22 protein-coding genes and 1 pseudogene are annotated in these 24752 nt (G+C 45.8%); 11 read left to right on the top strand and 12 right to left on the bottom strand.

Annotated features, from left to right (window positions below):
* The first annotated feature begins 219 nt into the window (after positions 1–219).
* Together BLP80_RS09095 and BLP80_RS09090 are read left to right on the top strand one after the other, a co-directional pair.
* Complete coding sequence (locus BLP80_RS09095) at positions 220–1179, top strand: 2-hydroxyacid dehydrogenase (protein ID WP_090542491.1); 960 nt, start codon at positions 220–222, stop codon at positions 1177–1179.
* Positions 1180–1438: 259 nt separating this feature from the next.
* The gene (locus BLP80_RS09090) at positions 1439–2170 is read left to right on the top strand and encodes a hypothetical protein (RefSeq protein WP_090542489.1); all 732 of its coding nucleotides are present in this window, start codon (positions 1439–1441) and stop codon (positions 2168–2170) included.
* A gap of 33 nt (positions 2171–2203) precedes the next feature.
* On the opposite strand, the pseudogene BLP80_RS16520 reads toward BLP80_RS09090, so the two are convergent.
* From BLP80_RS16520 to BLP80_RS15660, 3 genes and pseudogenes are all read right to left on the bottom strand, one after another.
* Positions 2204–2306: pseudogene (locus BLP80_RS16520) on the bottom strand (PhnA domain-containing protein); the annotation flags it as partial.
* Between the two features lie 64 nt (positions 2307–2370).
* Entirely contained in the window at positions 2371–2916 is a 546-nt protein-coding gene (locus BLP80_RS09085; protein WP_090542487.1) for an endonuclease V, read from the bottom strand.
* A gap of 13 nt (positions 2917–2929) precedes the next feature.
* On the bottom strand, positions 2930–3079 hold the full coding sequence (locus BLP80_RS15660; protein WP_176754325.1) for a hypothetical protein: 150 nt from the start codon (positions 3077–3079) through the stop codon (positions 2930–2932).
* On the opposite strand from BLP80_RS15660, the gene BLP80_RS15655 reads away from it, so the two are divergent.
* Entirely contained in the window at positions 3078–3248 is a 171-nt protein-coding gene (locus BLP80_RS15655) for a hypothetical protein (RefSeq protein ID WP_176754324.1), read from the top strand. The genes BLP80_RS15660 and BLP80_RS15655 overlap by 2 nt on opposite strands.
* Here the strand turns inward: BLP80_RS15655 and BLP80_RS09080 are convergent.
* From BLP80_RS09080 to BLP80_RS09065, 4 genes are all read right to left on the bottom strand, one after another.
* A complete protein-coding gene (locus BLP80_RS09080; RefSeq protein ID WP_090542485.1) occupies positions 3198–4763 on the bottom strand; it encodes a hypothetical protein in 1566 nt (521 codons plus the stop codon). The two genes, BLP80_RS15655 and BLP80_RS09080, sit on opposite strands and share 51 nt — an antisense overlap.
* 643 nt (positions 4764–5406) lie before the next feature.
* Complete coding sequence (locus BLP80_RS09075) at positions 5407–6264, bottom strand: class I SAM-dependent methyltransferase (protein ID WP_090542483.1); 858 nt, start codon at positions 6262–6264, stop codon at positions 5407–5409.
* A 3-nt stretch (positions 6265–6267) separates the two neighbouring features.
* A complete protein-coding gene (gene rffA / locus BLP80_RS09070; RefSeq protein ID WP_090542481.1) occupies positions 6268–7437 on the bottom strand; it encodes a dTDP-4-amino-4,6-dideoxygalactose transaminase in 1170 nt (389 codons plus the stop codon).
* Positions 7434–7865, bottom strand: a complete 432-nt coding sequence (locus BLP80_RS09065; RefSeq protein ID WP_218120416.1) for a GtrA family protein — start codon at positions 7863–7865, stop codon at positions 7434–7436. Before BLP80_RS09065 ends, rffA begins: the two co-directional genes overlap by 4 nt.
* 2058 nt (positions 7866–9923) lie before the next feature.
* Between BLP80_RS09065 and BLP80_RS09055 the strand changes: the two genes are divergently transcribed.
* The 3 genes from BLP80_RS09055 to BLP80_RS09045 are packed head-to-tail and all read left to right on the top strand — an operon-like array spanning position 9924 to position 12153.
* Complete coding sequence (locus BLP80_RS09055) at positions 9924–10871, top strand: glycosyltransferase family 2 protein (protein ID WP_090542477.1); 948 nt, start codon at positions 9924–9926, stop codon at positions 10869–10871.
* Positions 10868–11440, top strand: coding sequence for a PglD-related sugar-binding protein (locus BLP80_RS09050; protein WP_090542474.1), 573 nt, complete (start codon positions 10868–10870; stop codon positions 11438–11440). Before BLP80_RS09055 ends, BLP80_RS09050 begins: the two co-directional genes overlap by 4 nt.
* 2 nt (positions 11441–11442) lie before the next feature.
* Entirely contained in the window at positions 11443–12153 is a 711-nt protein-coding gene (locus tag BLP80_RS09045; protein WP_090542472.1) for a WbqC family protein, read from the top strand.
* 421 nt (positions 12154–12574) lie between these two features.
* Here BLP80_RS09045 and BLP80_RS09040 read toward each other — a convergent pair whose 3' ends face one another.
* Positions 12575–15292, bottom strand: coding sequence for a cation-transporting P-type ATPase (locus tag BLP80_RS09040; protein WP_256325028.1), 2718 nt, complete (start codon positions 15290–15292; stop codon positions 12575–12577).
* Positions 15293–15369: 77 nt separating this feature from the next.
* Between BLP80_RS09040 and BLP80_RS09035 the strand changes: the two genes are divergently transcribed.
* Complete coding sequence (locus BLP80_RS09035; RefSeq protein ID WP_090542467.1) at positions 15370–15894, top strand: protein tyrosine phosphatase family protein; 525 nt, start codon at positions 15370–15372, stop codon at positions 15892–15894.
* Positions 15895–16035: 141 nt separating this feature from the next.
* On the opposite strand, the gene BLP80_RS09030 is transcribed toward BLP80_RS09035, so the two are convergent.
* From BLP80_RS09030 to BLP80_RS09015, 4 genes are read right to left on the bottom strand one after another with little or no spacing between them, the layout of a single operon-like run.
* On the bottom strand, positions 16036–16986 hold the full coding sequence (locus tag BLP80_RS09030) for a polysaccharide deacetylase family protein (protein ID WP_090542465.1): 951 nt from the start codon (positions 16984–16986) through the stop codon (positions 16036–16038).
* A gap of 10 nt (positions 16987–16996) precedes the next feature.
* The gene (locus tag BLP80_RS09025; protein WP_090542463.1) at positions 16997–17776 is read right to left on the bottom strand and encodes a class I SAM-dependent methyltransferase; all 780 of its coding nucleotides are present in this window, start codon (positions 17774–17776) and stop codon (positions 16997–16999) included.
* The gene (locus tag BLP80_RS09020) at positions 17748–19103 is read right to left on the bottom strand and encodes a putative O-glycosylation ligase, exosortase A system-associated (protein WP_090542461.1); all 1356 of its coding nucleotides are present in this window, start codon (positions 19101–19103) and stop codon (positions 17748–17750) included. The genes BLP80_RS09025 and BLP80_RS09020 overlap by 29 nt, the downstream gene beginning before the upstream one ends.
* A 54-nt stretch (positions 19104–19157) precedes the next feature.
* Complete coding sequence (locus BLP80_RS09015; RefSeq protein WP_090542460.1) at positions 19158–20423, bottom strand: prenyltransferase/squalene oxidase repeat-containing protein; 1266 nt, start codon at positions 20421–20423, stop codon at positions 19158–19160.
* A 418-nt stretch (positions 20424–20841) separates the two neighbouring features.
* On the opposite strand from BLP80_RS09015, the gene BLP80_RS09005 reads away from it, so the two are divergent.
* The 4 genes from BLP80_RS09005 to BLP80_RS08990 all read left to right on the top strand — a co-directional run bounded on the left by BLP80_RS09005 (position 20842) and on the right by BLP80_RS08990 (position 24544).
* Positions 20842–21807, top strand: coding sequence for a GNAT family N-acetyltransferase (locus BLP80_RS09005; RefSeq protein WP_090542455.1), 966 nt, complete (start codon positions 20842–20844; stop codon positions 21805–21807).
* A gap of 45 nt (positions 21808–21852) precedes the next feature.
* Positions 21853–22932 (top strand): hypothetical protein, encoded by a 1080-nt coding sequence (locus tag BLP80_RS15180; RefSeq protein ID WP_176754323.1) that lies wholly within the window; start codon positions 21853–21855, stop codon positions 22930–22932.
* Positions 22933–23054: 122 nt separating this feature from the next.
* A complete protein-coding gene (locus BLP80_RS08995) occupies positions 23055–23702 on the top strand; it encodes a hypothetical protein (protein WP_090542451.1) in 648 nt (215 codons plus the stop codon).
* A gap of 107 nt (positions 23703–23809) precedes the next feature.
* Positions 23810–24544 (top strand): class I SAM-dependent methyltransferase, encoded by a 735-nt coding sequence (locus tag BLP80_RS08990; RefSeq protein WP_090542449.1) that lies wholly within the window; start codon positions 23810–23812, stop codon positions 24542–24544.
* Positions 24545–24752: the final 208 nt, after the last annotated feature.

The following is a 24752-nucleotide window of genomic DNA, read 5'->3' as shown; positions in this document are numbered from 1 at the left end:
TCCGCACGTCCCATGGAGTGGCGCTTTACGAATGATGACGCTCGGGTAAAATTGAAGAAACTTTACCCGACTTTAGAAGAATGACTGAGTACTAGATCAGCATGAATTATTTGTTGACTTTAGACCTGCCTCCCACTTCCAAGCGTTTGACAACCCATCGGGCTTTCATTACATTTCATCAAGGCATGAATTATTCCTCTACTCACCAAAGGCAATCATATGAGTGCAGTTTTTCTTGATTTTGGTTCCGTCACCCGTGGTGATATGGATTGTATGATGCTGGAACAGGCTATCTCGCCTTGGCGCTATTATGATGAGACCACCATGGAACAGGTTGCAGAGAGAATTAAGGAAGCAGAGGTGGTGGTCAGCAATAAGATATCACTGGATCGTGCAGCAATATTTGCTGCGAACCGCCTGAAATTAATTTGCATTGCCGCTACTGGCTATAACAATGTTGACCTCATCGCAGCGGCTGAACGCAATATTCCTGTCTGTAATGTACGGGGTTATGCCACAAATTCCGTCGTGCAGCATGTGTTCATGCTCATACTGAATCTTTCGCGCCGTTTTGTAGAATATCAGCAGCTGGTAAAAAATGGCGGCTGGCAGACGAGTATCCATTTTTGTCCCCTCGATTTCGGTATTGAGGAATTATCAGGCAAAACCCTGGGCATCATCGGATACGGCGAGTTGGGTAAAGCAGTGGCTGAAATAGCCAAGGCATTCGGCATGCAATTATTGATTGCCGACCATAAGGGCATGCCCGCTCGCCCTGGGCGAATAGCCTTTGATGAAGTCATCCGACAGGCAGATTTTATTACTCTGCACTGCCCGCTCTCAGAGGAAACCCGCGACCTGATCAGTCAAAGGGAATTTGAGCTGATGAAACCCTCAGCCTATCTCATTAACACTGCACGTGGCGGACTGGTGAATGAAGCGGATCTGCTGCATAGCTTGTCCTCCGGCCGCATCGCCGGGGCTGCCACTGATGTTTTGCAAAAAGAACCGCCTGTTAATGGCAATTTACTATTGGAATACCCGCAACCCAATCTGATTGTTACCCCGCATATCGCCTGGGCCAGCAAGGAATCCAGGCAACGCGTACTTGATCAGACTGCGAACAATATTCAGAATTTTCTCCAGAACCAACCATTCAGCCAAGTCAAGGACGCTTAAATCCGGTCCACTATGCAGACTCAATGGAATAACTGCCCCGCGATAGGGGGCACGTTCATTTCCTTGGTTGATTGATTGATTGCACTAACTGACTGGCTCAATACTCCAAATTAGCATTACGCACTGATCACGGCTGGCTATCGTATCTGCGACCTTATGACCAGGATGCTCCAGCGGTCATATCTGTTGCTATTGCTATTGCTGATCTGTTTCATAACACTGCTCAAACAAATACATCCTTTTTTACAAAAACACTGACATGACAAGCCTCTCGTTAATCAAAACAGAAGCCCAAGAGCTGATCAGGCGATTACCCGAGTCACAACATCAAGCACTGCAAGCTGTGCTGATTGAACTTTGTGAAGCACATTGGCACACACTGCGTGGACCACAGCCGGCAACACGGCTGGCACAGGTACTATGGTCAATCACTCCACCGCTGGCAGATTTGTTTATCGATCTGTATGCCACAGGAAGTGCACGGTTGAATGATGTACTGCCTGGCTGCAATTTGGCAACAAGTCTAGCGCTGCTCGTGCTGGTAGAAATCCGGCACGGCAATGAATTTGGCGTGCACATTGCCCATGAGCCGATGAAGGCATTCGAAACAATCCCGCCACCCATCTCATGGCTTCATCGCATTGCTGCATTGCTGCGTGGAACACTCGACGTACCCTACTTGCATCACCACGACCGGCATAATTCGCTGTGGAAAGCACTGGCTGTAATTGCTTCACACACCAAGCGCCTCGATTTGCCCGCGATGCAGGAAGTGATTCGTTTACTTGCGGAATTTCCGGATCAATCTGCTGCAACCACCGATACTGCATTGGAAAAGCTACGCCATGATGTGGAGGATGCGGGCATTCACTTCCTGGAAATCGAAAATAGCCTTATTCACTTTGAGCAACATCATCATGCACACAAACCTGTACGCATCAGGCAACTGGGCGAGCTGTTGATGGAAATCAGACAGCAGTGGTTAAGGTGACAGAAAAAGAAGTAAAAATCAGGAAACCCTAATCTATATCTTCCTTACAAACTCTGCTTTCAGCTTCATTGCCTCAATACCATCAATCTTTACAGTCTATGTCATGATTACCCTCGATTAGGCGAATGTTTTTGATTTAGCTCCGACGTCACCTGATTGAAGGATGCACTCAGCAGTAAATTAAGCGCTCAGCAAATGATTTATCCGGATGTAGGTGTTGATCCGTTTAAACGGCATAATTGATCAACTTTTTTTAGCATGGTTGGAATTCTATGCACGCCATGCATGGACATAATATGCAATTTTGCGGCAGAGAGTGTTTCACCGGCGCTTGTAATATAGCGTGGTTTCTTGCTGGACCCTCTAAAGATCGCATATTCTTCGCTAATTCCAACATACGACCTCTTTGCGACACCAATAACCTTCACCTTGCCATGCAATGCATCGTACAGCTGCTTACCCAGGCCCGGCTTTGAACAACCATCTAAATAAACGTAACCATCCACCACAATGTACTCTGGTCTCAAACTGTGCTCATTCAACAGCTTGAAAATGCAGGGAAGCTCTCGCTGATAAAACTGCCCAGGAAGGTAGTCATCGACATTCTCAATCTTACTGACGTAAATATTGCTTGGACTGGCATCAGTCCAGCTTTTAAGGGCAACTCCTGCAACCAAGCCATTAGTTTTGTCGTATTGAACATCTATAGCTAATATCAAAGAATAGCCCAATCCTTCAAATTCCATGCAATTTTTACATCTAATCCTCCAGAAGCGATCTACCGGCAAGCTTCCATACTGCCGCCTTGTGCTTGTTCCCATAAAAAAACAGCCCAAGCGTACCTCTGGTTTGACCCACAAAATCTGTGCGAGAGATATTAACCGCGCCATCCTCGGAAGGAATGGCCATGATCAGCATGCATCTGGTTGATGGTCATGCCCCCGGGTTGCCCGAAGCGGTTGATGCAAGCGGTCAGCCTGGCGCCAAGTGGCAAGGTGTTCCGAGTCGCCCTTTGGATGAAATATGCTTAGCGCTTGAGCGAATAAATGTTGATTCCAGGTATCTCATTGCTGTCTGAAAGCTCGTATCTGGAGGTGAGCCATCCGTAAGTTAGCGGGTGCATGCGGCTATATCGAAACTCTGGATTTCCGTCCAAGGCGTGGTCTGATAGAAATACCCGTTCTGGTAGAGATGATTCCAGCCGCCTAATTTCTCTGATTTCAAAATTGCTATCTCTTGGTATTAGCGGATAAATTTCCCAAATTGCCATCTGGGTACGAAAAATTGCGTGAATGCTCGGCATATTGGGCAAGGCCAGAAAACTGACTGAATTGTGCGTTAGCTCTTGTACCTCCCTGGCTATCAACTGCAATTTCTCGGACAGACTTCGTTTTATCCACAGTTGCTCACCAGCAATATCAGTTTTCACATAATCCTCTTTTAATACACTGTGCAGCAGGTACCCTTTGGGAACGGTAACCAACGATACCATGAGCAAGCTAACGGCCAGCACCAGAGGACGCAATTCTTTCATTAATCCACCCGCAGCCAATAGGCCGATCAAGGCTGGATATATCCCTAGCGTGAGGTGGACCAGGTCTGATCGGGAAAAGGCATAGTGCGCATAGGGAATGGCGGCAGCAATCGCTGCCACCAAAACCTTTCGCGCATCGCTGCTCAAATCAAACCGGCTAAATGCCAGCACCAGAATTCCAATCAGAGGAAAAACCAGTAAAAATACAAAACCAATTCCGATCGCCAGTTCTACTACAGACATCAAAATTCCAATTTCCCCCACTCTCACAGACCAAGGCCAGGGAACTGGTAGAGAAATATTGGTCGCTCCATACTTAAACATCAGGGTGATGCTGTCTATGAATGCTGCCGCAAAACCATCAATGGCAAGCATCATAATCAGCGTCGGCGAAAATCCAATCAAAACGCCCAAAATAAAATAACCATACAAGCCAGCCACAGCCTTCCGCGATGGCGCTTTTAACAAAATCACCGATAGAACAAAAATGGATGCTATCGCGCCATATAGACCGTGATTTCGACCTACAATGGCTGCAATGCCAAGACATATGCCAGCGAACAGCCACGCAGCAGGTTTGGTAGTTTTCAGCATGAGCACCAGCATTGCGACTATCGCAATGCTGGTAGCGTGATCGTATGCCTTGTAATACGGTTTCACCCAAATGGTAAGAATACAGGCCGTCAGCAGCGCAAATAGCCATCGTACAGCGCCTTCTCGCTGCAAGGCCAGCAAGCAGATGAATACTCCCAGCAGGACCCCAAAAGCTTGATAGACGGCAGCACTCACACGCGCCGCGAAAATTCCGTCATCTCCCATGAGATACATAAAAGCTGCAGTCCAGTAATATCTACCGATGTCATAGGACATAAAATCGCGTAGCGGCACTTCTCCCTGCAGCACGCGTTGCGCCCCATACCAGTAAAAACCTTCATCGGCCAAATCAAAATCGTATCGCCATGTGAGCCAGAACCATAGCCCTGAAATACCAAGCGCAACCACTGCCGCCAAGGAAAAGTTTGTGCGATACGAATTAACAGTCAATGTCACTGGTTTCATAATATTTTCGGGCTTCAAATAGCAATTGAGCTTAGTTCGTCAAATCAGTCCGGAAAGAATGCCTGGATCAGGTCAGTCTATTAACCCGAATATTTCATAAATTCGCGTGATGATCACGTAGGATTTTGATTAATAGGGAAGTTTTGGGAAGGAGTGGTGTAGTGATTCATACACCCGACTGAGCAAAATCTTTCTTATTAATCAAAAGACAAGTGAGGACACGTGCCAATTTATGAAATATTCGGGTTAATTCGAGAACGGTTTGAATAGCCAAAATCCGAGCTAAGCTAGCTTAGCTGATCAGCTCAAATAATTAGTTCATATGATTAATTTTTTATCATAGCACTTTTTCTTATTGATCCAGCACCATGATATTCGGAATGCGTCACCACAGAAGCAGATGCACTGTAGGTTCATTCACTTCAAACATCACCTTGCCGATTCAACCTAAAAACAGCAGTTGGATAAGATCAAGTGTGCAACGATCCAAGTGCGAGGCAAGGCGCGATGGCGCCAGAGTAACAAAGTGACAGAAGAAACCCGTAAACCCTATTCTAGGTGCTGAATGAAGCATCTGGAGAACGGTAACTATCACCAATAACCAATACGAAATCCTATCGAATCATTCTTTCTGGAAAATCACTCATCGTTTGAACACAGCTAAGATCGATGTGCCCCACGGGAAATCGACGAAATCGACCATGAATGCTTCAATTGAAAGCGCCATGGTAAGCATGTTGTTCAATGGCTTCGCTGGAATTCTGTGAGTTCGCGCCAAGTGGTCACGGAGTTGCTCGGGAGTGGCCAGTGCTGGGGGTCGAAATAAGATACGGCTTAGAAGCAAAGCTGGACTAAGAAAGAACATGAAATACTCAGTCCGTAGGACTTCAAGATCTGTGCACTCACCCAGAGCGAAGAAATCCTGTTTGGAGTAGCGTCGCTGGTGGTGTGCCAATTGATCGTTGTACGTCCAGAAGAAATTCAGCGCCGGTGTTGTCACGAACACCAATCCTCCCGGTTTCACAATCTTGTACACCTGCCGAAGAACCTCGTCATGATCTTTGATATGCTCAAGCACATCAAGCAGAAATACAACGTCCCATTCTCCAATCCAGGAAAGATCTAGCAGATCGATCTGGTAACGTGTTGCAAAGGAGCCAACCACCGGCTCAGCCAGAGTCAGAGCTCGCATTGAACTATCGCCAAGTGCAAGTTCTCGAAACATCGAGGCATCGTGAGTATGGAGGTATTCTAGCCACCCGCCGCACCCGCCGCCCAAGTCGATCGCACGCAGACCAGTTGTTGCTCCAGGATGCTTCGCAATTTCTTCCTTCAAAAGGTTCAGCAGAATCTTGTGGCGTCCACGATACCAGAAGTGCTCACGCTGCATCTGAATGAGCACATCGAATCCACTTTCGTCATACTCATCATCTCGATGATGAGGTCGTCGAGTGGGGATGATGATGCCCTGCTCATAGTTACACTGAATCTTGTCTGTCATGGGTCACTTCACCTTACTTGATATTTCAGCTCGGGTTGACTCGATACTTCGCGCCGCCTCGAACACCGCCTCGACAACTGCGTACTGCTGCTTACCCAGGTCAGGCCACAATGGAAGCCGAACCAACCGGTCGCTCAGCGCATCGGTATACAGCATCGTCCCCGCCGTGCGTCCGTACTTCTGTCCTGCCGGCGCGCGGTGGAGCGGAACATAATGGAACACGGCCTGGATGTCTTTTTCTCGCAACGCCGCAATGAATTTTGTACGCGCATCCAGACTGGGCAGCAGCAGATAATACATGTGTGCATTGTGTTCGCAGTCCTGCGGGACAATCGGACGGCGCACCTTGTCCTGTGCTTCCAGTTCTGCAAAAGCCTCGTGGTAGCGCTCCCACAGCAGCAGGCGCTGCGTGGTAATGGGCGTGGCGTCCTCGAGTTGCGCCCAGAGAAACGCTGCGATGATCTCGCCCGGCAGATACGATGAGCCGACTTCGACCCACGTGTATTTATCCACCTGGCCGCGAAAGAACTGACTCCGATTCGTGCCTTTCTCACGGATGATTTCCGCGCGCTGGACGAACTCCAGGTCGTTGATCAGCAATGCCCCTCCTTCCCCCGAAATGATATTCTTTGTTTCGTGAAAACTTAATGTGGACATCTGCCCAAAGCTCCCGAGAGCTCGGCCCTTATATCGCGCCATCAAGCCTTGCGCGGCATCCTCAATGACGAATAGCTTGTGCCGATCTGCGATCTCCATGATCGTGCCCATTTCACAGCCCACACCTGCGTAATGCACTACAACGATTGCCTTGGTTCGTGGGGTAATCGCCGCCTCGATCCGGGCCTCATCGATGTTGAGCGTGTCCGGCCGGATGTCTATGAACACAGGAATAGCGCCGCGCAGCACGAACGCGTTGGCAGTCGACACAAAGGTGAAGGATGGCATGATCACTTCGTCTCCTGGCCCGATATCCGCAAGCATCGCCGCCATTTCCAGTGCGGCCGTGCAGGAGTGCGTCAGAAGAGCCTTATTTGCGGAAGTGCGCATCTCCAGCCATACATGACATTTCTTAGTAAACGGCCCATCTCCCGCCAGTTGCCCTTCTTGATGCGCCTGGGCGATATACCAGAGTTCCTTGCCGGTCATATGAGGCTTATTGAAGGGAATATTCATGAATGTATCCTCGCAGAAATTGACAAAGATGGGTTCGTGCGGAAAACCCAGAATTTCTGTAGCAGAAACAACATTGCCGCTAGCCAGAAAATCATCGCACCCTGAACGATCTGGTGTGGGTAATGTAGACAATCGACCAGCACATACAAGACCAGCAAGTTGATGAAGTAACCGAGCGCATACGAAATGCAGTAGCGCACAAATGCAGATCTGTGCGAGCCATCATGGCGAAAAGTCCAACGCTTGTTAAAGATGAAGGTTTGCGCAACGCCTACGGCGTAGAGAACAGTCATAGCAAGCTTTGTCTCTACTCCCAAGGCAGTCAAGGCGAGGTAAGCAAGATAGAGAATCGCATTAGACAACAAACCAATAAATGCATAACGAACGAGTTGCCAGGTGGGAGACATAACTATCATCACGTCCGTCACATGATTTTCCACTTACTCACTTAATTGCCTGGAGCGAAGAGTTGAACAAGTTGAGCACCTAAAAAATAGCGATGACAGGTGCTAAGAAGGGAAAGTTGGGAATACTGCTGTCTTGGAGGAGATAATTTTCTAACACATCCAAGCGAATTGAAAAAACCCATACCACCGAGAAATAGCCTTAGAATGCTGGCAATCCGTAATGGCAGCGACACTATGTTCCCAAAAAAGCCACGGATTTCGCTCTTTGGCGACCCGTAGACAATGTCGTAGCCTTCGGTCAGTCTAATCTCGAATGCCGGCTCAACGAACTCCTGGACTGTCACGATGCGACGATGTAACTCGACCAATATCTCCTGAGAACGATATACGGGAATGACTATAGATAAAATAACGGACAAAACAGCACCTCACTTCTCATCTATATGCATGGACTCCCCAAAAAATTGGCTCTCTTCCGTTTTGGGTGGATTAAAACCTCATCATCCTGGAAGCCTATGCGACGCAGCAAGGAATGGGCTGAACGGTAGATGCTTGAGCTTGTCAGCGATCAGTAGCCCATGTCGATGAAATGGGCAGAAATGCCGTTACCGCAATCACCAACCACGCGTGATCAATGGCAGCTCTGACACTCAAACAGCAGCGATAGCGCGCACTCACACTCATAAAAAACAAACATTAATGCTAGAAAATGGCTATCTACGGCTAATATAAAATCAATATAACCGCAATAGTATTTCCGTGTCAATGAGCCTTTAAAGCACACCAGAAAAGTGTCACGTTAACCCCAATAGCCAGCAGCAGATAGCTCGGTGAGACACAACCTTATCGATCTGATAGTCTCGACGCTCTGGATAAGCTCTTGATTGGCGCCAGTGGCACACCAAACGCGCGGCTATGCTGCATCCAAATCTCATGCTTGGTAAAAAATTAAAGAATCGATTTAAAAAAGTCTTGAACAAGTAATTACCCTTAAGTTTCTATTTCCCTTGAATTGCAGTTCTAGACAAGGATTCTCCTAAGAAATCGCCTGGCAGTGCAGAAAGTTATGCAGTATTTTTGACAAGACCACGATGGCGCACTCTGGCATAACCAAATTGCCATTTCAATATTCTAAATGGATGCTCACCGATGGTACGGATTCTGGCAACTGCTTTATTGAACTCTTTTGTCCCTGTATCTACTCCCTTGCCCGAGTTTGCTTTTGCCCTCCAAGTTAGCGTTTATGCCGCCAACCTGGGCAAATACTAAGAGTGATAGCGAAATAGCGGAAGGCGGTGTCGATAAATATCCTTGACTCAATGCGTTCTCAGGGAGTATCGGCTTTCGAGGGACAGTGGTTGAATTAGTAGCTAATGGACTAGGCTTCGCCTTGCATATTTCAGAAAAAATCGAAGGTAAATGAGCTGTTCTGATGAAGCGGTGGATGTCAAGCGCACGTTCTTCTGATTGGATAATTTTCACCATTTATCCAAGGATTCCGAGATTCTGACCAGCCCCCGCCAAAAATATGATTTGAATCGCCATGATCAAAATAACTCTTGCAAAATATATTTAATGTTTTTCCAGGCAGCTTTTTAAACAAAAACAGACCAAAAGTAGGTATTCTTCTGATCGTCCAAAAGCATGTTTGACCAAACATCCTACTTACGTATAATGAACTTTAGCAAAAAGGACGTTTATTTTCCCTACACTTCATCATACTTTGTTCAGACTCATTTCTATATTGGAAAAATTGACTCTAGCGACATTGAGCAAAATGAAAAAAATATCCGGACCTAACATCGCGCTCTATTGCATCCTCCCCTTCATCAGCCTTTGTTATGGCGTTCAGTATCGATTCTCTAATGCGCGATTAGAAAGCCACTTCCGTATCTCGTCCTTATCATTTCTATTCAGTCCAAACTGTAGCGCTCTTGACTGTCATGTTCTAGCTGTACCGCCGCAAAATCGATATTCCTGCTCTTCTTTTAATCACTGGAATAGTCTACGTCTGGGCTGTGTACTTCCCCGGCCTGCTTTTGCTGGCAGTTGGAATGACATTGTGCCTGGGAATATGTAATGCAACCAAAACCTGATAACGTAAGTATCTCTATCGTGGTCCCAGTCTACCGCTCCGCCGGCATGCTGCCAGAACTTCACCGCAGACTGACGGAGGCGCTGACACAACTGAATGAAGACTATGAAATTCTGCTTGTTGAGGACTGTGGAGGTGATAACTCCTGGGAAGTAATTGAAGCAATATCTCAGCGCGACGCTCATGTGCGTGGCATCAAACTGTCACGCAACTTTGGTCAGCATGCAGCAACAATATGTGGAATATCAAAAGCTCAAGGCAAATATATCATCACACTTGATGATGATCTAGAACACCCACCGGAAGCGATTCCACAGCTCATTGCAAAAGCACGCGAAGGCTACGCTTTGGTCTATGGTGTATTCAGGAACCGTACTCATTCAACCTGGCGCAACCTTACTTCGGAATTGGCACGGCGCGCCTTCAATCGTGCCATCCCGACGCTGAATTACGAATACACCTCGTTCCGGATCATCGAATCTGGCATTGCGAAAGCGCTTGCTGAATTCGATTCACCGTTCCCCTTCGTAGATGGTTATCTGTCTTGGCTGACCAATAACTACGCCAAAGTAGAAGTGCCCCATTGCCAGCGCGCCGAAGGAACGAGCAATTATAACTTTCGCAAGCTGCTTATCCATACCATCAATATTTTCGTTACCTTCTCCGATCTACCGCTACGCATGGCCAGTTATATTGGCTTTATTTTTTTCCTGATCGGCATGGCATGGCTAGGTGTGATCCTCTTCGGCAAGTTGTTCGGCATCATCACCGTGAGTGGTTTCGCCTCGATTATGGCCGCCATTGTTTTATTTGGCGGCATCCAGCTACTTATTCTCGGGGTTTTTGGTGAATATATTGGGCGCATGAATTTCAAGTCGTCAAAAAAACCACTGTTCCTAATCTCCCGTGAAGTCGGCGGAGGTAAAGAGTGAGCTCTGCGAAACCGATACTCATCTACGGTGCAAGCGAGTTCGGTAAAGTCGTCAAAGATTTGGCGGGACAGTGCGGTTTCAAAGTCCTCGGCTTCGTCGATGACTGGAATGCAGGTAGCGATATTCTCGGACCGTGGTCGAGAATGCGGGATCGATTCCCTCAAGGCAGCGTTGCGATCGCCTTGGCGGTTGGTTATCGGCACATGGCAGCGCGGCTTACCCTTTTCCGCCAATTAACCAGCGAGGGCTACTCACTGCCAGCTCTTATCCACCCTCGAGCTTATGTACGCGACCCGTCGTGTATCGGTGCGGGAAGCCTGATTATGGCAGGTGCTGTAGTTGATACCTATGTGCAAATCGGTCCTCTATGCGTGCTCTGGCCAGGCGCGGTGATCAATCATGACAGTCAGATTGGTGGCAATTGCTTTATATCGCCCAATGCCACGATCTGTGGGGCAGTGACGATGGGGGAAAGCTGCTTCATTGGCGCCGGCGCGGTCGTTGTCGATCACATCGATATGCCGGCCAGTAGCTTCGTCAAGGCCGGCACGGTCTATCATTTGAAATAAATATGAAAAAAATTGCTATTCTTCAGTCCAGCTATATTCCGTGGAAGGGTTATTTCGACATTATCCATGATGTCGATCTGTTTCTTTACTTCGATGACGTACAATTCACGCCACGCGACTGGCGCAGTCGCAATCGCATCAAGACGCCTCAAGGCCTCTATTGGCTCACTGTTCCCACGGGATCTAATCGCAACCGCCGTATCTGCGACGTGATTCTCACCAATATGGAGTGGGGCCGAAAACATTGGGAAAATCTGCGTCATCATTATGGTAAAGCACCCTATTTTAAGAATTATTGTGGTTTTCTCGAAGACATCTATTTAGGTCGAAACTGGGAATCACTTTCTGAGCTAAACCAATATTTGACAACAAAAATTTCGCAGGATTTTCTTGGGATAAATACTGAATTTCATGATTCACGCAATTACCATGGTGAAGGCCAAAAGCAAGAACTCATTCTGGATCTGGTCAAGAAATCTGGTGCAGGACTCTATTTGAGTGGGCCTTCGGCCAAGAGTTATATTGAGCCGTCTCGCTTCGACGAAATTGGCGTGCAACTCGTTTTTAAATCATACGATGGTTATCCGGAGTACTCCCAGCTTTATCCCCCTTTCGAGCACGCCGTGACTATTCTTGACCTGCTGTTCCAAACAGGACCAGATGCGCCTTGGTATATTTGGGGATGGCGTGAAACCGGTCCTACCATCCTATGAACCTCTACAGGGCAATCTTTTCGTTACGCCATCGCCTGATTAAGCTCAAACGGATTCTCTTCTTGTTTATCTAGCGTTAACTGAAGGCAATATTGGTCATAAGCCCTCATAATATTGCTTCATATTGCTGGAGTATTACCCCGAATATTTCATAAATTGGCACGTGCCCTCACTTGTCTTTTGATTAATAAGAAAGATTTTGCTCAGTCGGGTGTATGAATCACTACACCCCTCTTTCTCAAAACTTCCCTATTAATCAAAATCCTGCGTGATCATCACGCGAATTTATGAAATATTCAGGTTACAAACCTTTCTCTTTAACAGGAGGCGGTCGTTTTCCCATGATGGTGCACATCATGGTTCATTTATTGGTTTTTCCGGAAATTATAGACGTAGGTATGTAAATGCTGCTGGCAAAACATCATAATCGTGCAATTCTGTAGCGTCGAATCAAATATTTTTCAACCTCAATCACCAGAAAAAGCAGTACCCCAAATGACACTATTTTAGTCCATGCAACCGTATCAATCGCCACCGTACCAAACAATTGCTGCATCAAAGGGTTGTAAGTAAACAAAAGCTGAATCACTACCAGTACACTAATGGCAAGCAGTACATAAGGACTTCCCATTAATCCTTTATAGGATAATGCAGGAGACAACAGGTAACGGCAATTGAGTAAATACCAGATCTCCCCCATCACCAGCGCATTGACTGCGATCGTTCGGCAGGCCTGAATACTGCCGCCCTGGGCTTGTTCCCATAAAAATAACCCCAGCGCACCGCTGGTAAGCAGCAGGGACACAAACACAATGCGCCACAGCATAAACCGTGACAGGATAGGCTCACCTGGGTCGCGGGGCGGCCGCTGCATGATGCCTGGTTCTGCCTTCTCAAAGGCAAGTGACAATGAAAGCGTAATCGCAGTAACCATATTGACCCACAAAATCTGCACGGGAGAAATTGGCAGCGTTATCCCCAGGAGAATGGCGATGACCAGCATACCTGCTTCCCCACCGCTGGTTGGCATGACATAAATAATCGTTTTTCTGATGTTATCGTAAACCGTACGGCCTTCCTCCACCGCATGCGTAATCGAGGCAAAATTATCATCAGCAATGACCATTCCAGATGCTTCCTTGGCCACTTCGGTACCTTTCTTACCCATCGCCACACCGATATCCGCTCGTTTCAGGGCAGGTGCATCATTCACGCCATCACCGGTCATGGCAACGATCTCACCATTGGCCTGTAGCGCCTTCACCAATCTCAACTTGTGTTCTGGACTGGCACGTGCGAAGACATCCGTCTTCGTAACTTCCTCTCGCAATTGGACATCATCCATTCGATCCAGGTCAATCCCACTCAGTGCCGCCCGACCATCCTCAATCCCGAGTTGCCTACCAATCGCACGCGCTGTTGCAATATGATCACCCGTAATCATCTTGACGCGTATCCCGGCTGATCGACATCGCAGCACAGCCTCAATCGCTTCCTCCCTCGGCGGATCGATGATTCCGACTAAGCCAAGCAATGTGAAATCAGTACGAACATGATTGAAACTCAAGGTCATCTGACCACTTTCAGCAGCCTTGACCGCAATGGCAAGTATCCGTTGTCCCAATGCAGCCGCTTCCTGCATTTTTGTCAACCAATAGCTGCTATCCAGCGGACGGTCCACAGCTGCACTCCATTCCCTTGTGCACATAGCCAAAACTTCTTCAGGTGCCCCTTTGAGATAAATATAGCCATGCCCTGCATGATCATGATGCAGGGTAGCCATAAAACGATGTTCAGATTCAAAAGGAATGGCATCGGTACGTGGCAGTGATTCATGTTCGAATAATGGATCCAACCCCGCTTTCAAAGCGAGCGTAATCAATGCACCTTCCGTTGGATCCCCCTCAACTATCCAGTTGCCCTCATACTCACGTAATTGAGCATCATTACACAGCACTCCAGCTCGAACGAGATCGAGTATCTCCGCATGCTCATTCATGAGAATCTCACGACCTTGCAAACCGAATCCCCCAATAGGCGCGTAACCTGCCCCACTGACTTCCAATTGGTGATCAGCTGTGATAATGCACTGCACAGTCATCTCGTTACGTGTCAACGTTCCTGTCTTATCGGTACAAATAACCGTTACCGCACCCAAAGTTTCCACTGCTGGCAGGCGGCGAATAATAGCATGCCGCCTGGCCATCTTTTGCACCCCTAGCGCGAGTGTGATAGTCATAATGGCAGGTAATCCTTCCGGAATAGCTGCGACAGCCATACTGACCGCGGACAGAAATATCTCACTCAGGCCATAATTACCCTGAAGCAAACCATAGATCAGCATGCAGACCGCCACAACCATGATCACGCCAGTCAACCAGTGTCCAAATGTCGTCAACTGTCTAAGTAACGGCGTTTCTATGGTATCGACGCGCTCGAGCAACGTGCTGATTCGTCCTATTTCGGTCTGATCACTCGTCGCCACCACAATACCTGTTCCTTGACCATAGACAACCAACGTACTCGAATAAGCCATACAAAGGCGATCCCCAATAGTGACTTGCGCCGACACTGTTTCAATTATTTTTTCTACCGCCTCGGATTCTCCAGTCAGGGCGGCTTCTTCAATACGCAAATTTTTGACACTGAGTAAACGCAGATCGGCAGGTACCTTATGTCCAGATTGCAGCCACACAACATCACCAGGAACCAATTGTTCCGCAGGAATCTGCTGGCGTTTACTATCACGCAAAACAATGGCATCCAGCGAGAGCATCCGGCGGATGGCATTCAATGCTTTTTCTGCCTTACCTTCTTGGATGAAGCCGATCAATGCATTGATGGCTACCACGCCCACGATTACAGCCGTATCGACCCAATGGTCAAGCCATGCAGTAATCATCGCAGAAACTAGCAACACATAAATCAACACATTATGAAATTGCAGCAAAAACCGTATCCATGCGCTGCGCTGCCGAGGAGGCTTCAGCCGGTTAGAACCATACTGTCTGAGCCGCTGCTCCGCTTCTACCTGAGAAAGACCACTACGGTTGGTTTGAAGGATTGCCATCACTTCATCTGCTGATTGGCTATGCCATGCGGTGTCTGAATTAGAATTGGAAGTCGCCAAATGTTTCACCTTTTACAGTTAAATTGCTCTTCAGTTTGTGCTACCTTAAACAATTATTCACTCTAAAACCATTATACGAAGTCATAATGAATTCGACACATTACATCATTGCATGGTTGCTTATCTTGCTCACAAGCATTACCCATGCCGCCAATCAAACGCCATTTGGTAATCAGATAAAAGCCGTCACCAATTACAATCGCGCCACGACACAAGTCGCCACTGCTGGCATATTGAGTGAGGGAGGTGTGCAGGAGCTCGCTGGACAGGGTTTCAGAACGATTATTGATTTACGTACCGAAGCTGAAGGCATACTTGCAGAAAAACTGGCTGTCGAAGCAGCTGGTATGCGTTATATCAATATCCCCATAACCAGCGCCGGTATTAACGATGAGCAGTTGGTTACTTTTACCGGTGCGATTGAGCAAGCTGCCACGCCAGTGTTGCTTCACTGCGCATCAGGTAATCGTGCCGGCGCGATGTGGACGGCTTATCGCCTTAGCAAAGGGGTTGCGCCAGATATTGCTTTTGAGGAAGGCCGTACCGCCGGCATGCAAATCAGTATGGAAGAAAAAATCAAAACCATGTGTCGTATGAAAAACCTGTGCTAAAGATCAGATTAATTAATCTTGACGGGGTTTTCAATCCCAACCGAATTACTTGGATGCTCCCGGCTCATGCATCTGCCAGTGACGATCACTTAACCCGAATATTTCATAAATTGGCACGTGCCAATTTATGAAATATTCGGGTTAAGCGACTTCAATCTTGTGGAATATATTTCGTACCATACGTGACACATAAAAGAATTCACTTTTGTCCCATGGTGTAAAGCGCGGCAGTTGAAAGCAATCATCACTATCTCTTGCAGCACCCCATGCTGTAGAAACAGCTGCATCGAATCCCAACTGTCTGACCATGTTGACATGATCTACCTGATAATCTTTACCTGGCTTACCATTCGGGTAGGCAAAGAGTCGAACAGGGGCGCGTATAATTCCTTCGAGTATTTCTTTACCCTCAGCAATTTCAGTACGCGCGACAGCATTTCCAATGCTGGTCAGAATGGGGTGATTGATAGTATGTCCTCCTATTCCCATTCCAGCATGATGTAATTGTCTAACCTGATCTGAAGTCATCATAAGATTGTCAGGCAAATCTGCAGAAATCAAAGCCCTTACTTTCTCTACCTGGGATTGCCTTGCTTCTTGCGGCAAATACTTGAGTGCTCCAATCAGGAAAGAAAGAGCCCGTCTACGCTCATCAAGTGAGGTCATTGCATGAGTACCCAGGTCAATTTCATTAAGATCAAGCACTTCCCCCTGCACCTGACGTATTGACTCAATCACTGTGTCATTCCACATTCTTCCACCATCAAGAAAGCCAGAAGCCACAAAAAATGTTGCCGTAATCCCGTATTTCAGAAGAATCGGCAGAGCGATTTCGGCATTATCTGCATAACCATCGTCAAAAGTAATGCTGACAGCGCGACTTGGCAGCGTGCCGCTACGCAACCTTTTCACGGCCTCAGATAAGGGAAGAATATTGAAGTTTCTGGTCAAATACTTTAGCTCTGTCTCAAAGCTTTCCACATCACTTCCACCCAGCAAAGGATCCGGCTTAGGTAAGACACGATGGTAAATAACGATGGATAATCTTGCGTTCTTACCAGCAGGGGAAAACAACAGAGGCAGCATCTTCATAGAATTGGCATTAACGTTTTTGTAAAGGCCGTTCGCCATACACTATAAATGAATGACTAAACAAAAGGCCTATCCCTGGTAGATAGTAAAAAATCCATCTGGCTAACGAAGTTTCCAACAACCATTGGAAGCGAACCCAACGCGAAGGCAGTATCGGCAACCAATATAATTGAATATTAACCAAACCATTAGCTTTCATAATCGCTTTGATGCGACGCCATGATTCATAACGCAAATGCATAGGACGGTCACTAAGCCTGCGGTAACATCGCTCCCAAAGATGAGGTATACAGGCCCCATTCAATGCATCGATCCATATCTGCCCTCCGGGCATTACTACATTCACAAGCTCATTAGTGACTGCCGATGAATTCTCAAGCGCCTGCGTCACACCGAAACAAATAGCGCCATTAAAAGATTCTGGCTTTATAGGAAGCCTAGAAGCGTCGGCTGCACACCAGTTTATTGAGGAATTTCCTCTCACTTTAGCTTTTTGTAAAGTTGGAAAAGAATAATCCAGGCCGATCACGCGCATACCTCGTTCAGCAATAAACCTTGAGTAGGTACCCGCACCACATCCCAGATCTAGCCACAAGCCAGGATCATGATGATTCTTATCCCAGAAATGGATGAAATAGCGTAATCGCGTTTCCAGTCCAGTAGATGACCAACCTGCTATCCCTGCATCATCATCTGAACAAACCGCAAATTTCTCAAAATTTTTGCGCCAATTTTCCTCAAATCGATGTCTGGTGTTTAGTTTAGGTATTTTGTGCTTTTCTTGCCTCATTAACCATTCGTCTTCTAGGATTGATAGCTGCTTGATAAGCGATTCCAGATATCCGGCTTTGTTGATGATTTGTAGCAAACTGTTGCTGCACAATCCGCGATGTCAGGATAAGTATAACCAAAAAATGATAAGGAAGATCGAAGTACGACAAACCTAGAAATGCTCCGCCTACAGCATAACCTACCAGGCCTACCTGAATCATTGAAGCAAGATCATATGCCCATCTGTGATCGGCAGATTGCTTAGTTAATCCCATTATTTTGTTGGCAGTTCTCCAGGCAATCAATCCCAAAATCAGAAAAATGGCCAGACCAACAAAGCCTTGCTCACCCAGCATTTCAAAATAAATACTATGTACATCAGGATAGTGTAAACTCACACTGGTATTCACTAAACCAGGTGCATAATATTCATAATTCGCTTCGTTAAAACTTTCGAACCCTCCCCCAGTTAATGGCCGTGCACTGGCCAGTTTATAGGCAAACGTCCAGGCCGTAATTCTCCCCATTGCGGAGCCATCCTCTTCATAATTCTTAATTGTCTCCATGCGTTCATGCCATTGCTGGGGCATGAACATGAAAACAAAGGGGATCATGAAAAGTATTGCCATCAGTGGAACAAGCTTCTTCCGGCTTTTCAACCAAAGAAAAAAAGCAATAGCCGCAATAGCCAAAAGCGCACCGCGCGATTGTGTACCCAAAATAGCTATTGATATAAGCAGCATAGCGACAATTAATCCAAAACGAATCCATTTATTGGCGGTATGAAGGAACAAGTACCAAACCAAAGGGACAATCATGACTAATGCCAAACCAATCTCAGTATTGCCTGAGATGAAGCTCGTTGCCGGACCCAGTACGTGATGAGCGCCTCCGGTAGCAAGTGTAAAAGCTCCCCCCTTTACGCCATAGAAACCGATTGAAATCACGATAATCCATATCAAACTTTCGATCTTTTTTCTATCGCCCATCACCCACAAAGTAACAAAAACGAAGAATTGAATTTTTATTACCTTATTCCACTGAACCCATGATTCCTCAGGTTGTAGAGAAAAAATCGTGGTAATGAGAAACCAAATATTTAGCAATAAAAGCCAGCCAATAGCAGGGGTCCAGAAAAAATCCAGTTTCTTTCTGGAAACAAGCAAGGACACTATGACCGTTCCTGCGATAATCAGGGCAAAAGGAAAATTATAGGCAAATCCCCATCCCAGCCGATGGGGATTCATGTAGCCAATCCATGACCAAAGAAGCACACCGATATGAGGATTAGAAAGCACAAATGGTAGCGCACCAAAGACTATGCCAGCGACCAACAAATCTCTCATGTGGAATGATCTCCTAATTCTTAATAAGAAATCGAACTGATATGTTAGTACTCATTAACTACATTGATGCTGCAATAACAAGGCATCAATAAAATACTTGGTGGCCCAGTTTGGATAGCCTGCTCGCATGTATCCGCCAAAAATGGGAAATGAACCGGCAATTGCACCATTGAATGCTGAATTGGGTGAATTAATCACTTGTAGCGCTTTTAGAGCATTTACGAGCAAATCTGCAGCTTGCTTATAGTGCATCAGGCCAGTCACCTCATAAAGACGGAAGCAGACAACTGCTATCTGAGCATTGCCTGTCAAGCAAGATGATCGTACTGCAGGCACCCAATCAGCATAAAAGCGGCCTGACAGCAGGCCACAACGATCAATACGTACTATCAACGGATCAACCCCGGCTTTTGCTGCAGCAATGAAATCTGAGCATTGGGCAAGTATCCCTACCTCAAGTATGCCCTGCAAGGTATAGCCTATTGTATGGGTAAGTGGCGCTGTAGATCTCGTCAGGCAATTATGTGCAAACCAACCATTTGAATGTTGTTGACTTACTGCCGCTTCAATTACCTTTACTGCAGCCTGCTGATAGCGCTGCTTCCCTGAGAGGGTCCCAAAACGATACATTGCCCAAGCACACAAGCAAGTATAGGTTTTAATTTCATCAGTACTTACATAATGACCATTAGTTCGAAAGTAACCTGCTTCGTTAATATCGGCCATCAAAAAATCAGCCGCTCGACCGGCAGCTTCCAGAAAAATTTTATTACCTGTTGCACTATACGCAGAACACCACCCGTCTAGCACCATACCAGTATTAAATGCTGCCGGAGTTTGTTGCTCCGGTGGACAAACCGGCCCACCCTGCACTGCTCCCGATGGCATTTGAATCGCGACTTCCCAATACGCCATTCTAAGCGCAGCGTCTCGAACACGGCTATCCTCAAAACGCTCGGCATAGGACAGTAGCGTGCTAATAATATAACCTGTTGTTTCAGGATAAGACGGCATCCACTTTTCTGGTTCACTACGGCAAGGAAAATAGCCAAGCGACACGCCATCATCAGGCGTTTCCCGCTGCGCTCGCAGCAGCCAATCAACTGCCGACTGAATTCGAAGAGGGGATTCATCACTGTCAGAACGAATCGAGGAGGTAATATAACGCCATAAATCTTGTAAAACATGTTGCATAAATTCTCGATTGCTGCGCTCAAATAATCGCAGCACCTCACTTGCCAGGCTCCTGATCTCCCAGTATTTTTGACGTGGACCTGCTTTGCTATCACGCAAAAAACGTATGGCTGTAGTAAACTTCAATTTCTCACCTTCTTTCCATTATGTAGAGCTCAAGCCTGAATCATCCTAACCTAAAGAAATCCGACAAAACACTAAGCATAGATCTATTTCGCTTCATCATTTGATCGAATTCAATCAACTGGAATATATACTTTTGGGCCTCATGGGCGCAAACAAATAAAAAATTGATGCTTCTTTAATTGCACTCTATCGTCTCGTAATAGTAAGCGCGCACTTCAAGCTCCAATTTTTTGATGCGATGAGAGCACCCTTTCATTTAGTAACAGCCTACCATAAACAAACTTAAAATCTTTATCTAAAAAAATAAGCAAGATTAGGTTTGTTTTCTCTTTGGTTTTGAAAAAGATTGATTGATACTTCTTGATTTTCCGTAAAATATTATTTGGTGACACTCTCGAATCCATCTTTTATAAATAAAATGACTGAAATATTTGCAGCGGCAATCGATACAACATCACCTCAGATTCAAGAAGTAGTCACGCTTAATTCACATAATCCATTCTATACAAGCGAATATATTGCCTATCGGCGCCTCCAGGGATTTACACCCTGGTTACTAAGCAATAATTTTACCCAATCAAAAACTTACTGCCTTGCATTTATGAAAACCGGGCGGTTGAGACGCTCAGTAGAAATTCCCTCTGTGCCCGATATCCCGGCTGATGAACCATTCTGGCAGAATCTAATAAATTTTTGTCACAATAATGGGGTTACTGCTTTATCAGTAAACAGCTTTTGCTCCCCGGGTGGAATAATTCCAAATCTAGTGCATGAAATAGAACGTAAAACCAGATGGGAGTTTGCATTAAGCCTAAAGCATCCAGACATACTGAAAAAAATGTCTAAAGGGCACGCTTACAGGATAAAACGCGCAAAAAAAACAGGCGTAGAAATGCAACGCAGAAAAGATCAAGAAGCGATTGCAACACATGCCCGTTTAATTAGCGCTTCTATGCATCGACGCAAAGAACGTGGAGAGAATGTCCATACCTCGGTCTCAATAGAAAATTTTTCTAAGCTCATTGATTCTGGTGCTGCTGAAATTTTTTGCGCAGTCGCTGCCGATCAAATACTTTCCTCGAACATCATATTGTTAGCTGAAAAAACCGGCTACAGTCATACCCAGGGAACCAGTCTGGAAGGAATGGAATGTGGCGCAGCTCACTTTCTCATTCATGAAATTGCTTCTACGCTTCGTGATGAAGGTAAGGAATCATTCAATCTAGGAGGAACTGATGATCCCAATCCTGAATCAGGATTAGTCAAGTTTAAAACGGGTTTTGGTGCCGCAACAGAGCAGATAGAACTTCAAGCAGCTAGATTTATACCAAATGGCGTTATCTCCGGCTTTCTCCAACGCATGTTATCCTCCATGAGGAAATAAAACTTGCATTCACTCAAATCCTTACTTCGGGAATTGCATGCTGCCTTGCCAGCCAATTTTCGCTATCCGATAGATGTTGCAACAATAAGCATTCAGGATACCCTGCAAAATTGGTCCATACCCGCTTACCGCATACACGCGCCTATCCCATCTAACGCAGGAGAAGGTACTGTCATTTATTATGGAAATAAACCTCAGTATGCATCTTGGACACACAAACTATTGGGTCATGTGATTGAACCCCTTCCAGTAGGTAAATTTTCACTTCTCCAGATACTGAGAGGGAGAAATAAAGCATTAGCTGCTGATATATCACTATGCCCTCTGAATCCCCTGACTCTACCATTATATGCCTCCCGCGGATGGCATATTATTCCCTTATTTGTAAATTGCCGTATTAACTTGAATAAACCAATTACGGAAATCATTACCAGCAAAGGAGCAAAGGATGATTTGCGTATAGCACGCCGTATAGGATATCAATTTACACTATTGAGAAACGACAAAGCGATTCACGAATTTTTTCATCAAATGCTTATTCCAACTGTCAAAACACGGCATGAAGATCGGGCATTCTTATCGAAATGGGAAAATATCGAACATACATACCAGAATGGTTTTCTTATAGGTGCATATCTGGGAGATCATTGGATTGGCGCTATTTTGCTTGCGCTGGAAAGTGCGGATACTGTTCGCATAGCTAATATTGGCTGGCGAAATGGTGATGTTACTTGGCTAAAAAAAGGTGTTGTAACAGCTTTGTACAATCAATCTTTCATTTGGGCGCAAGAAAATAATTTTAAATATGTCAATTTAGGTTCAAGTAATCCATTTGTAAACGATGGCCCGCTTAATTTCAAACTTAAATTAGGCGCCAACCTAGTCACGCCGGCTTCTGAAATTGAACGCGGTCAGACCCATATGATGAATTATTTCGTGGGGGTAAAAATCAACTTAGCATCACCGATAGCTCAATCTATGCTGGCATCCACGCCACTACTTGCGTATAGAGAAAACAAATTAAGGGCCATTGGCTGGAATGCTGAAATTCCACCCCTATTTCGCCGACAAATTGACTTAGGTATTGAGTGGATTAATCTTGCTGATACCCCGATCACAGATTAAGTATCCATTAAGAACCAGTAAAATCTAATGAAGATTTCCATTTCTGTTCAAATTATCTAGCGTAAACTGCTTCGTTATGATTCTTGATGCCAAGCATATTCCTATTTCCACTAGGTAATCCTATGTTGACAGTACAGGCGCTCCCCAAAAAGGTAATTACCCTTACCAAATCCGCTTTAGGGTATCTTATGCGGGCAAAACAAAACTTTTCTGGCTTTATTATTGACTTTAACAGATTAGAGCTATTCGGTTGCAACTATAGTGAGATGATACCTTTTAATCCCCGATCCGATCTGAATGTTAAAAAGCTAACCGGTAAAGATTTAATAGCGCTCACACTTGATACTGGGAGATTCTCGGAGCAGGCAAAGCTATATTATGTAACGCGTGGAATTGAAACTGCCTATGGCGCTTACAAGGATGGAGAATTGGTCCATATCAGCTGGGTATATACCGCCAGCGAATATTCAAAAGAGCCTTTTCAACGATTGGTTCTCAAAGATCATGAAGTAGAAATTGTTAATTGCTTTACGTTAGAAAAATGCAGAGGTCTTGGAGTGTATCCTTATATGATCCAATTTTTATCACATTTACTCTTTCAAAGCGGGATAGAGCGTATTTACATGATGGCGGACCATAAAAACCTTGCATCGCAACGTGGAATAATCAAGGCCGGATTAAAACATCTGGGTCAGGTCATCTACATCCGCATTCCGGCAACGTCAAGTAAGAGCATTTATTATCGGCGGTATCAAAACAAAAACATCTAGCTTATTTTATAAGATCAAAAAAGTGAAAATGAAATCAGGTGCAATCCAATCTATAAATTGCAAAATAGATGTAGATCTTTTCTGAGAAATAACCACGGAGTAACGATATGATCCCCTGGCGTATCAAAGCCTTTTTCTCTGAACATTTCCCGCTTGGTTACCACTTGTTGGCAAACATGCATGCTGAGCATAAATCAGAAGAATACTGGGATTATGCTTTTGATGTGAGCTGGCAAGCTGGAAGTCGTGACTGGCCAACCAAGAACAGGTTAATAAAAGCGCTGACATCACCAGCAGACCGCATACTGGATGTTGGTTGCGGTACCGGCACACTACTTCAATATCTAAAAGAGCACGACTATAGAAATCTTGAAGGTCTCGAGATTTCAAGACGGGCTGTCGAAGTTCTCGGTAAACATGGGATTACGATGCATCATGCCAAACTACCTCATCTCCCGCCCCTTGATCAACAGTACGATGTTGTAATTGCATCTCAGGTACTTGAACATATCATTAGGCGGCAAAAATTCCTGCGTGGATTGCAGCAAATTCTTAAGCCTTCGGGCTCATTAATCATTTTTGTTCCTGACAATTGTCTGGGGCCAATAGACGAGCCCAGCCATGTGATTAAATTTACCAGGAAGAGTCTGATGAGGGAGCTTTCATCTTGTTTCCAATCGGTATTTGTAGAAAGCATGAAAGATGAAAATTTCGATATGCCTGTTTTATTTGCATACGCTCGAAATAAAATTGGAAAATATTCTCATGAGGAACTTACCGATATACTTTCTCTAGCTACTCTTGACAGTCCTCCTCGCCTAAAGGCGGGAGATTCCTACTAAGGCAAGACGCAAGCCTTACGTACTTCGGTGGATTCCTGGCTCCTGGAAGAATCTGACCGCACCGCTTCTCCACAGGCTAATACGCGGCCGCTCCGACTACATCTCCATGGTTTGTATCGCCACATTCGACACCTTCAAACTCCTTTTGTATCTAGTGATTCTCCCTGGCTGGGTAACCGCAGCATAGACATGTCCGATGCATTCTGAT

The sequence above is a fragment of the Nitrosomonas sp. Nm132 genome (assembly GCF_900100485.1).
In the GTDB taxonomy this organism is placed as follows: domain Bacteria; phylum Pseudomonadota; class Gammaproteobacteria; order Burkholderiales; family Nitrosomonadaceae; genus Nitrosomonas.
The sequence above is the reverse complement of the archived record's forward strand: the minus strand, read 5'-3'. Positions and strand labels throughout refer to the sequence as shown.

Coding starts and splice junctions, on each gene's coding strand:
- BLP80_RS09095 (WP_090542491.1), top strand. CDS start 220: ATGAGTGCAGTTTTTCTTGATTTTGGTTCCGTCACCCGTGGTGATATG.
- BLP80_RS09090 (WP_090542489.1), top strand. CDS start 1,439: ATGACAAGCCTCTCGTTAATCAAAACAGAAGCCCAAGAGCTGATCAGG.
- BLP80_RS09085 (WP_090542487.1), bottom strand. CDS start 2,916: ATGGAATTTGAAGGATTGGGCTATTCTTTGATATTAGCTATAGATGTT.
- BLP80_RS15655 (WP_176754324.1), top strand. CDS start 3,078: ATGATCAGCATGCATCTGGTTGATGGTCATGCCCCCGGGTTGCCCGAA.
- BLP80_RS15660 (WP_176754325.1), bottom strand. CDS start 3,079: ATGGCCATTCCTTCCGAGGATGGCGCGGTTAATATCTCTCGCACAGAT.
- BLP80_RS09080 (WP_090542485.1), bottom strand. CDS start 4,763: ATGAAACCAGTGACATTGACTGTTAATTCGTATCGCACAAACTTTTCC.
- BLP80_RS09075 (WP_090542483.1), bottom strand. CDS start 6,264: ATGACAGACAAGATTCAGTGTAACTATGAGCAGGGCATCATCATCCCC.
- rffA (WP_090542481.1), bottom strand. CDS start 7,437: ATGAATATTCCCTTCAATAAGCCTCATATGACCGGCAAGGAACTCTGG.
- BLP80_RS09055 (WP_090542477.1), top strand. CDS start 9,924: ATGCAACCAAAACCTGATAACGTAAGTATCTCTATCGTGGTCCCAGTC.
- BLP80_RS09045 (WP_090542472.1), top strand. CDS start 11,443: ATGAAAAAAATTGCTATTCTTCAGTCCAGCTATATTCCGTGGAAGGGT.
- BLP80_RS09035 (WP_090542467.1), top strand. CDS start 15,370: ATGAATTCGACACATTACATCATTGCATGGTTGCTTATCTTGCTCACA.
- BLP80_RS09030 (WP_090542465.1), bottom strand. CDS start 16,986: ATGAAGATGCTGCCTCTGTTGTTTTCCCCTGCTGGTAAGAACGCAAGA.
- BLP80_RS09025 (WP_090542463.1), bottom strand. CDS start 17,776: ATGAGGCAAGAAAAGCACAAAATACCTAAACTAAACACCAGACATCGA.
- BLP80_RS09020 (WP_090542461.1), bottom strand. CDS start 19,103: ATGAGAGATTTGTTGGTCGCTGGCATAGTCTTTGGTGCGCTACCATTT.
- BLP80_RS09005 (WP_090542455.1), top strand. CDS start 20,842: ATGACTGAAATATTTGCAGCGGCAATCGATACAACATCACCTCAGATT.
- BLP80_RS08995 (WP_090542451.1), top strand. CDS start 23,055: ATGTTGACAGTACAGGCGCTCCCCAAAAAGGTAATTACCCTTACCAAA.
- BLP80_RS08990 (WP_090542449.1), top strand. CDS start 23,810: ATGATCCCCTGGCGTATCAAAGCCTTTTTCTCTGAACATTTCCCGCTT.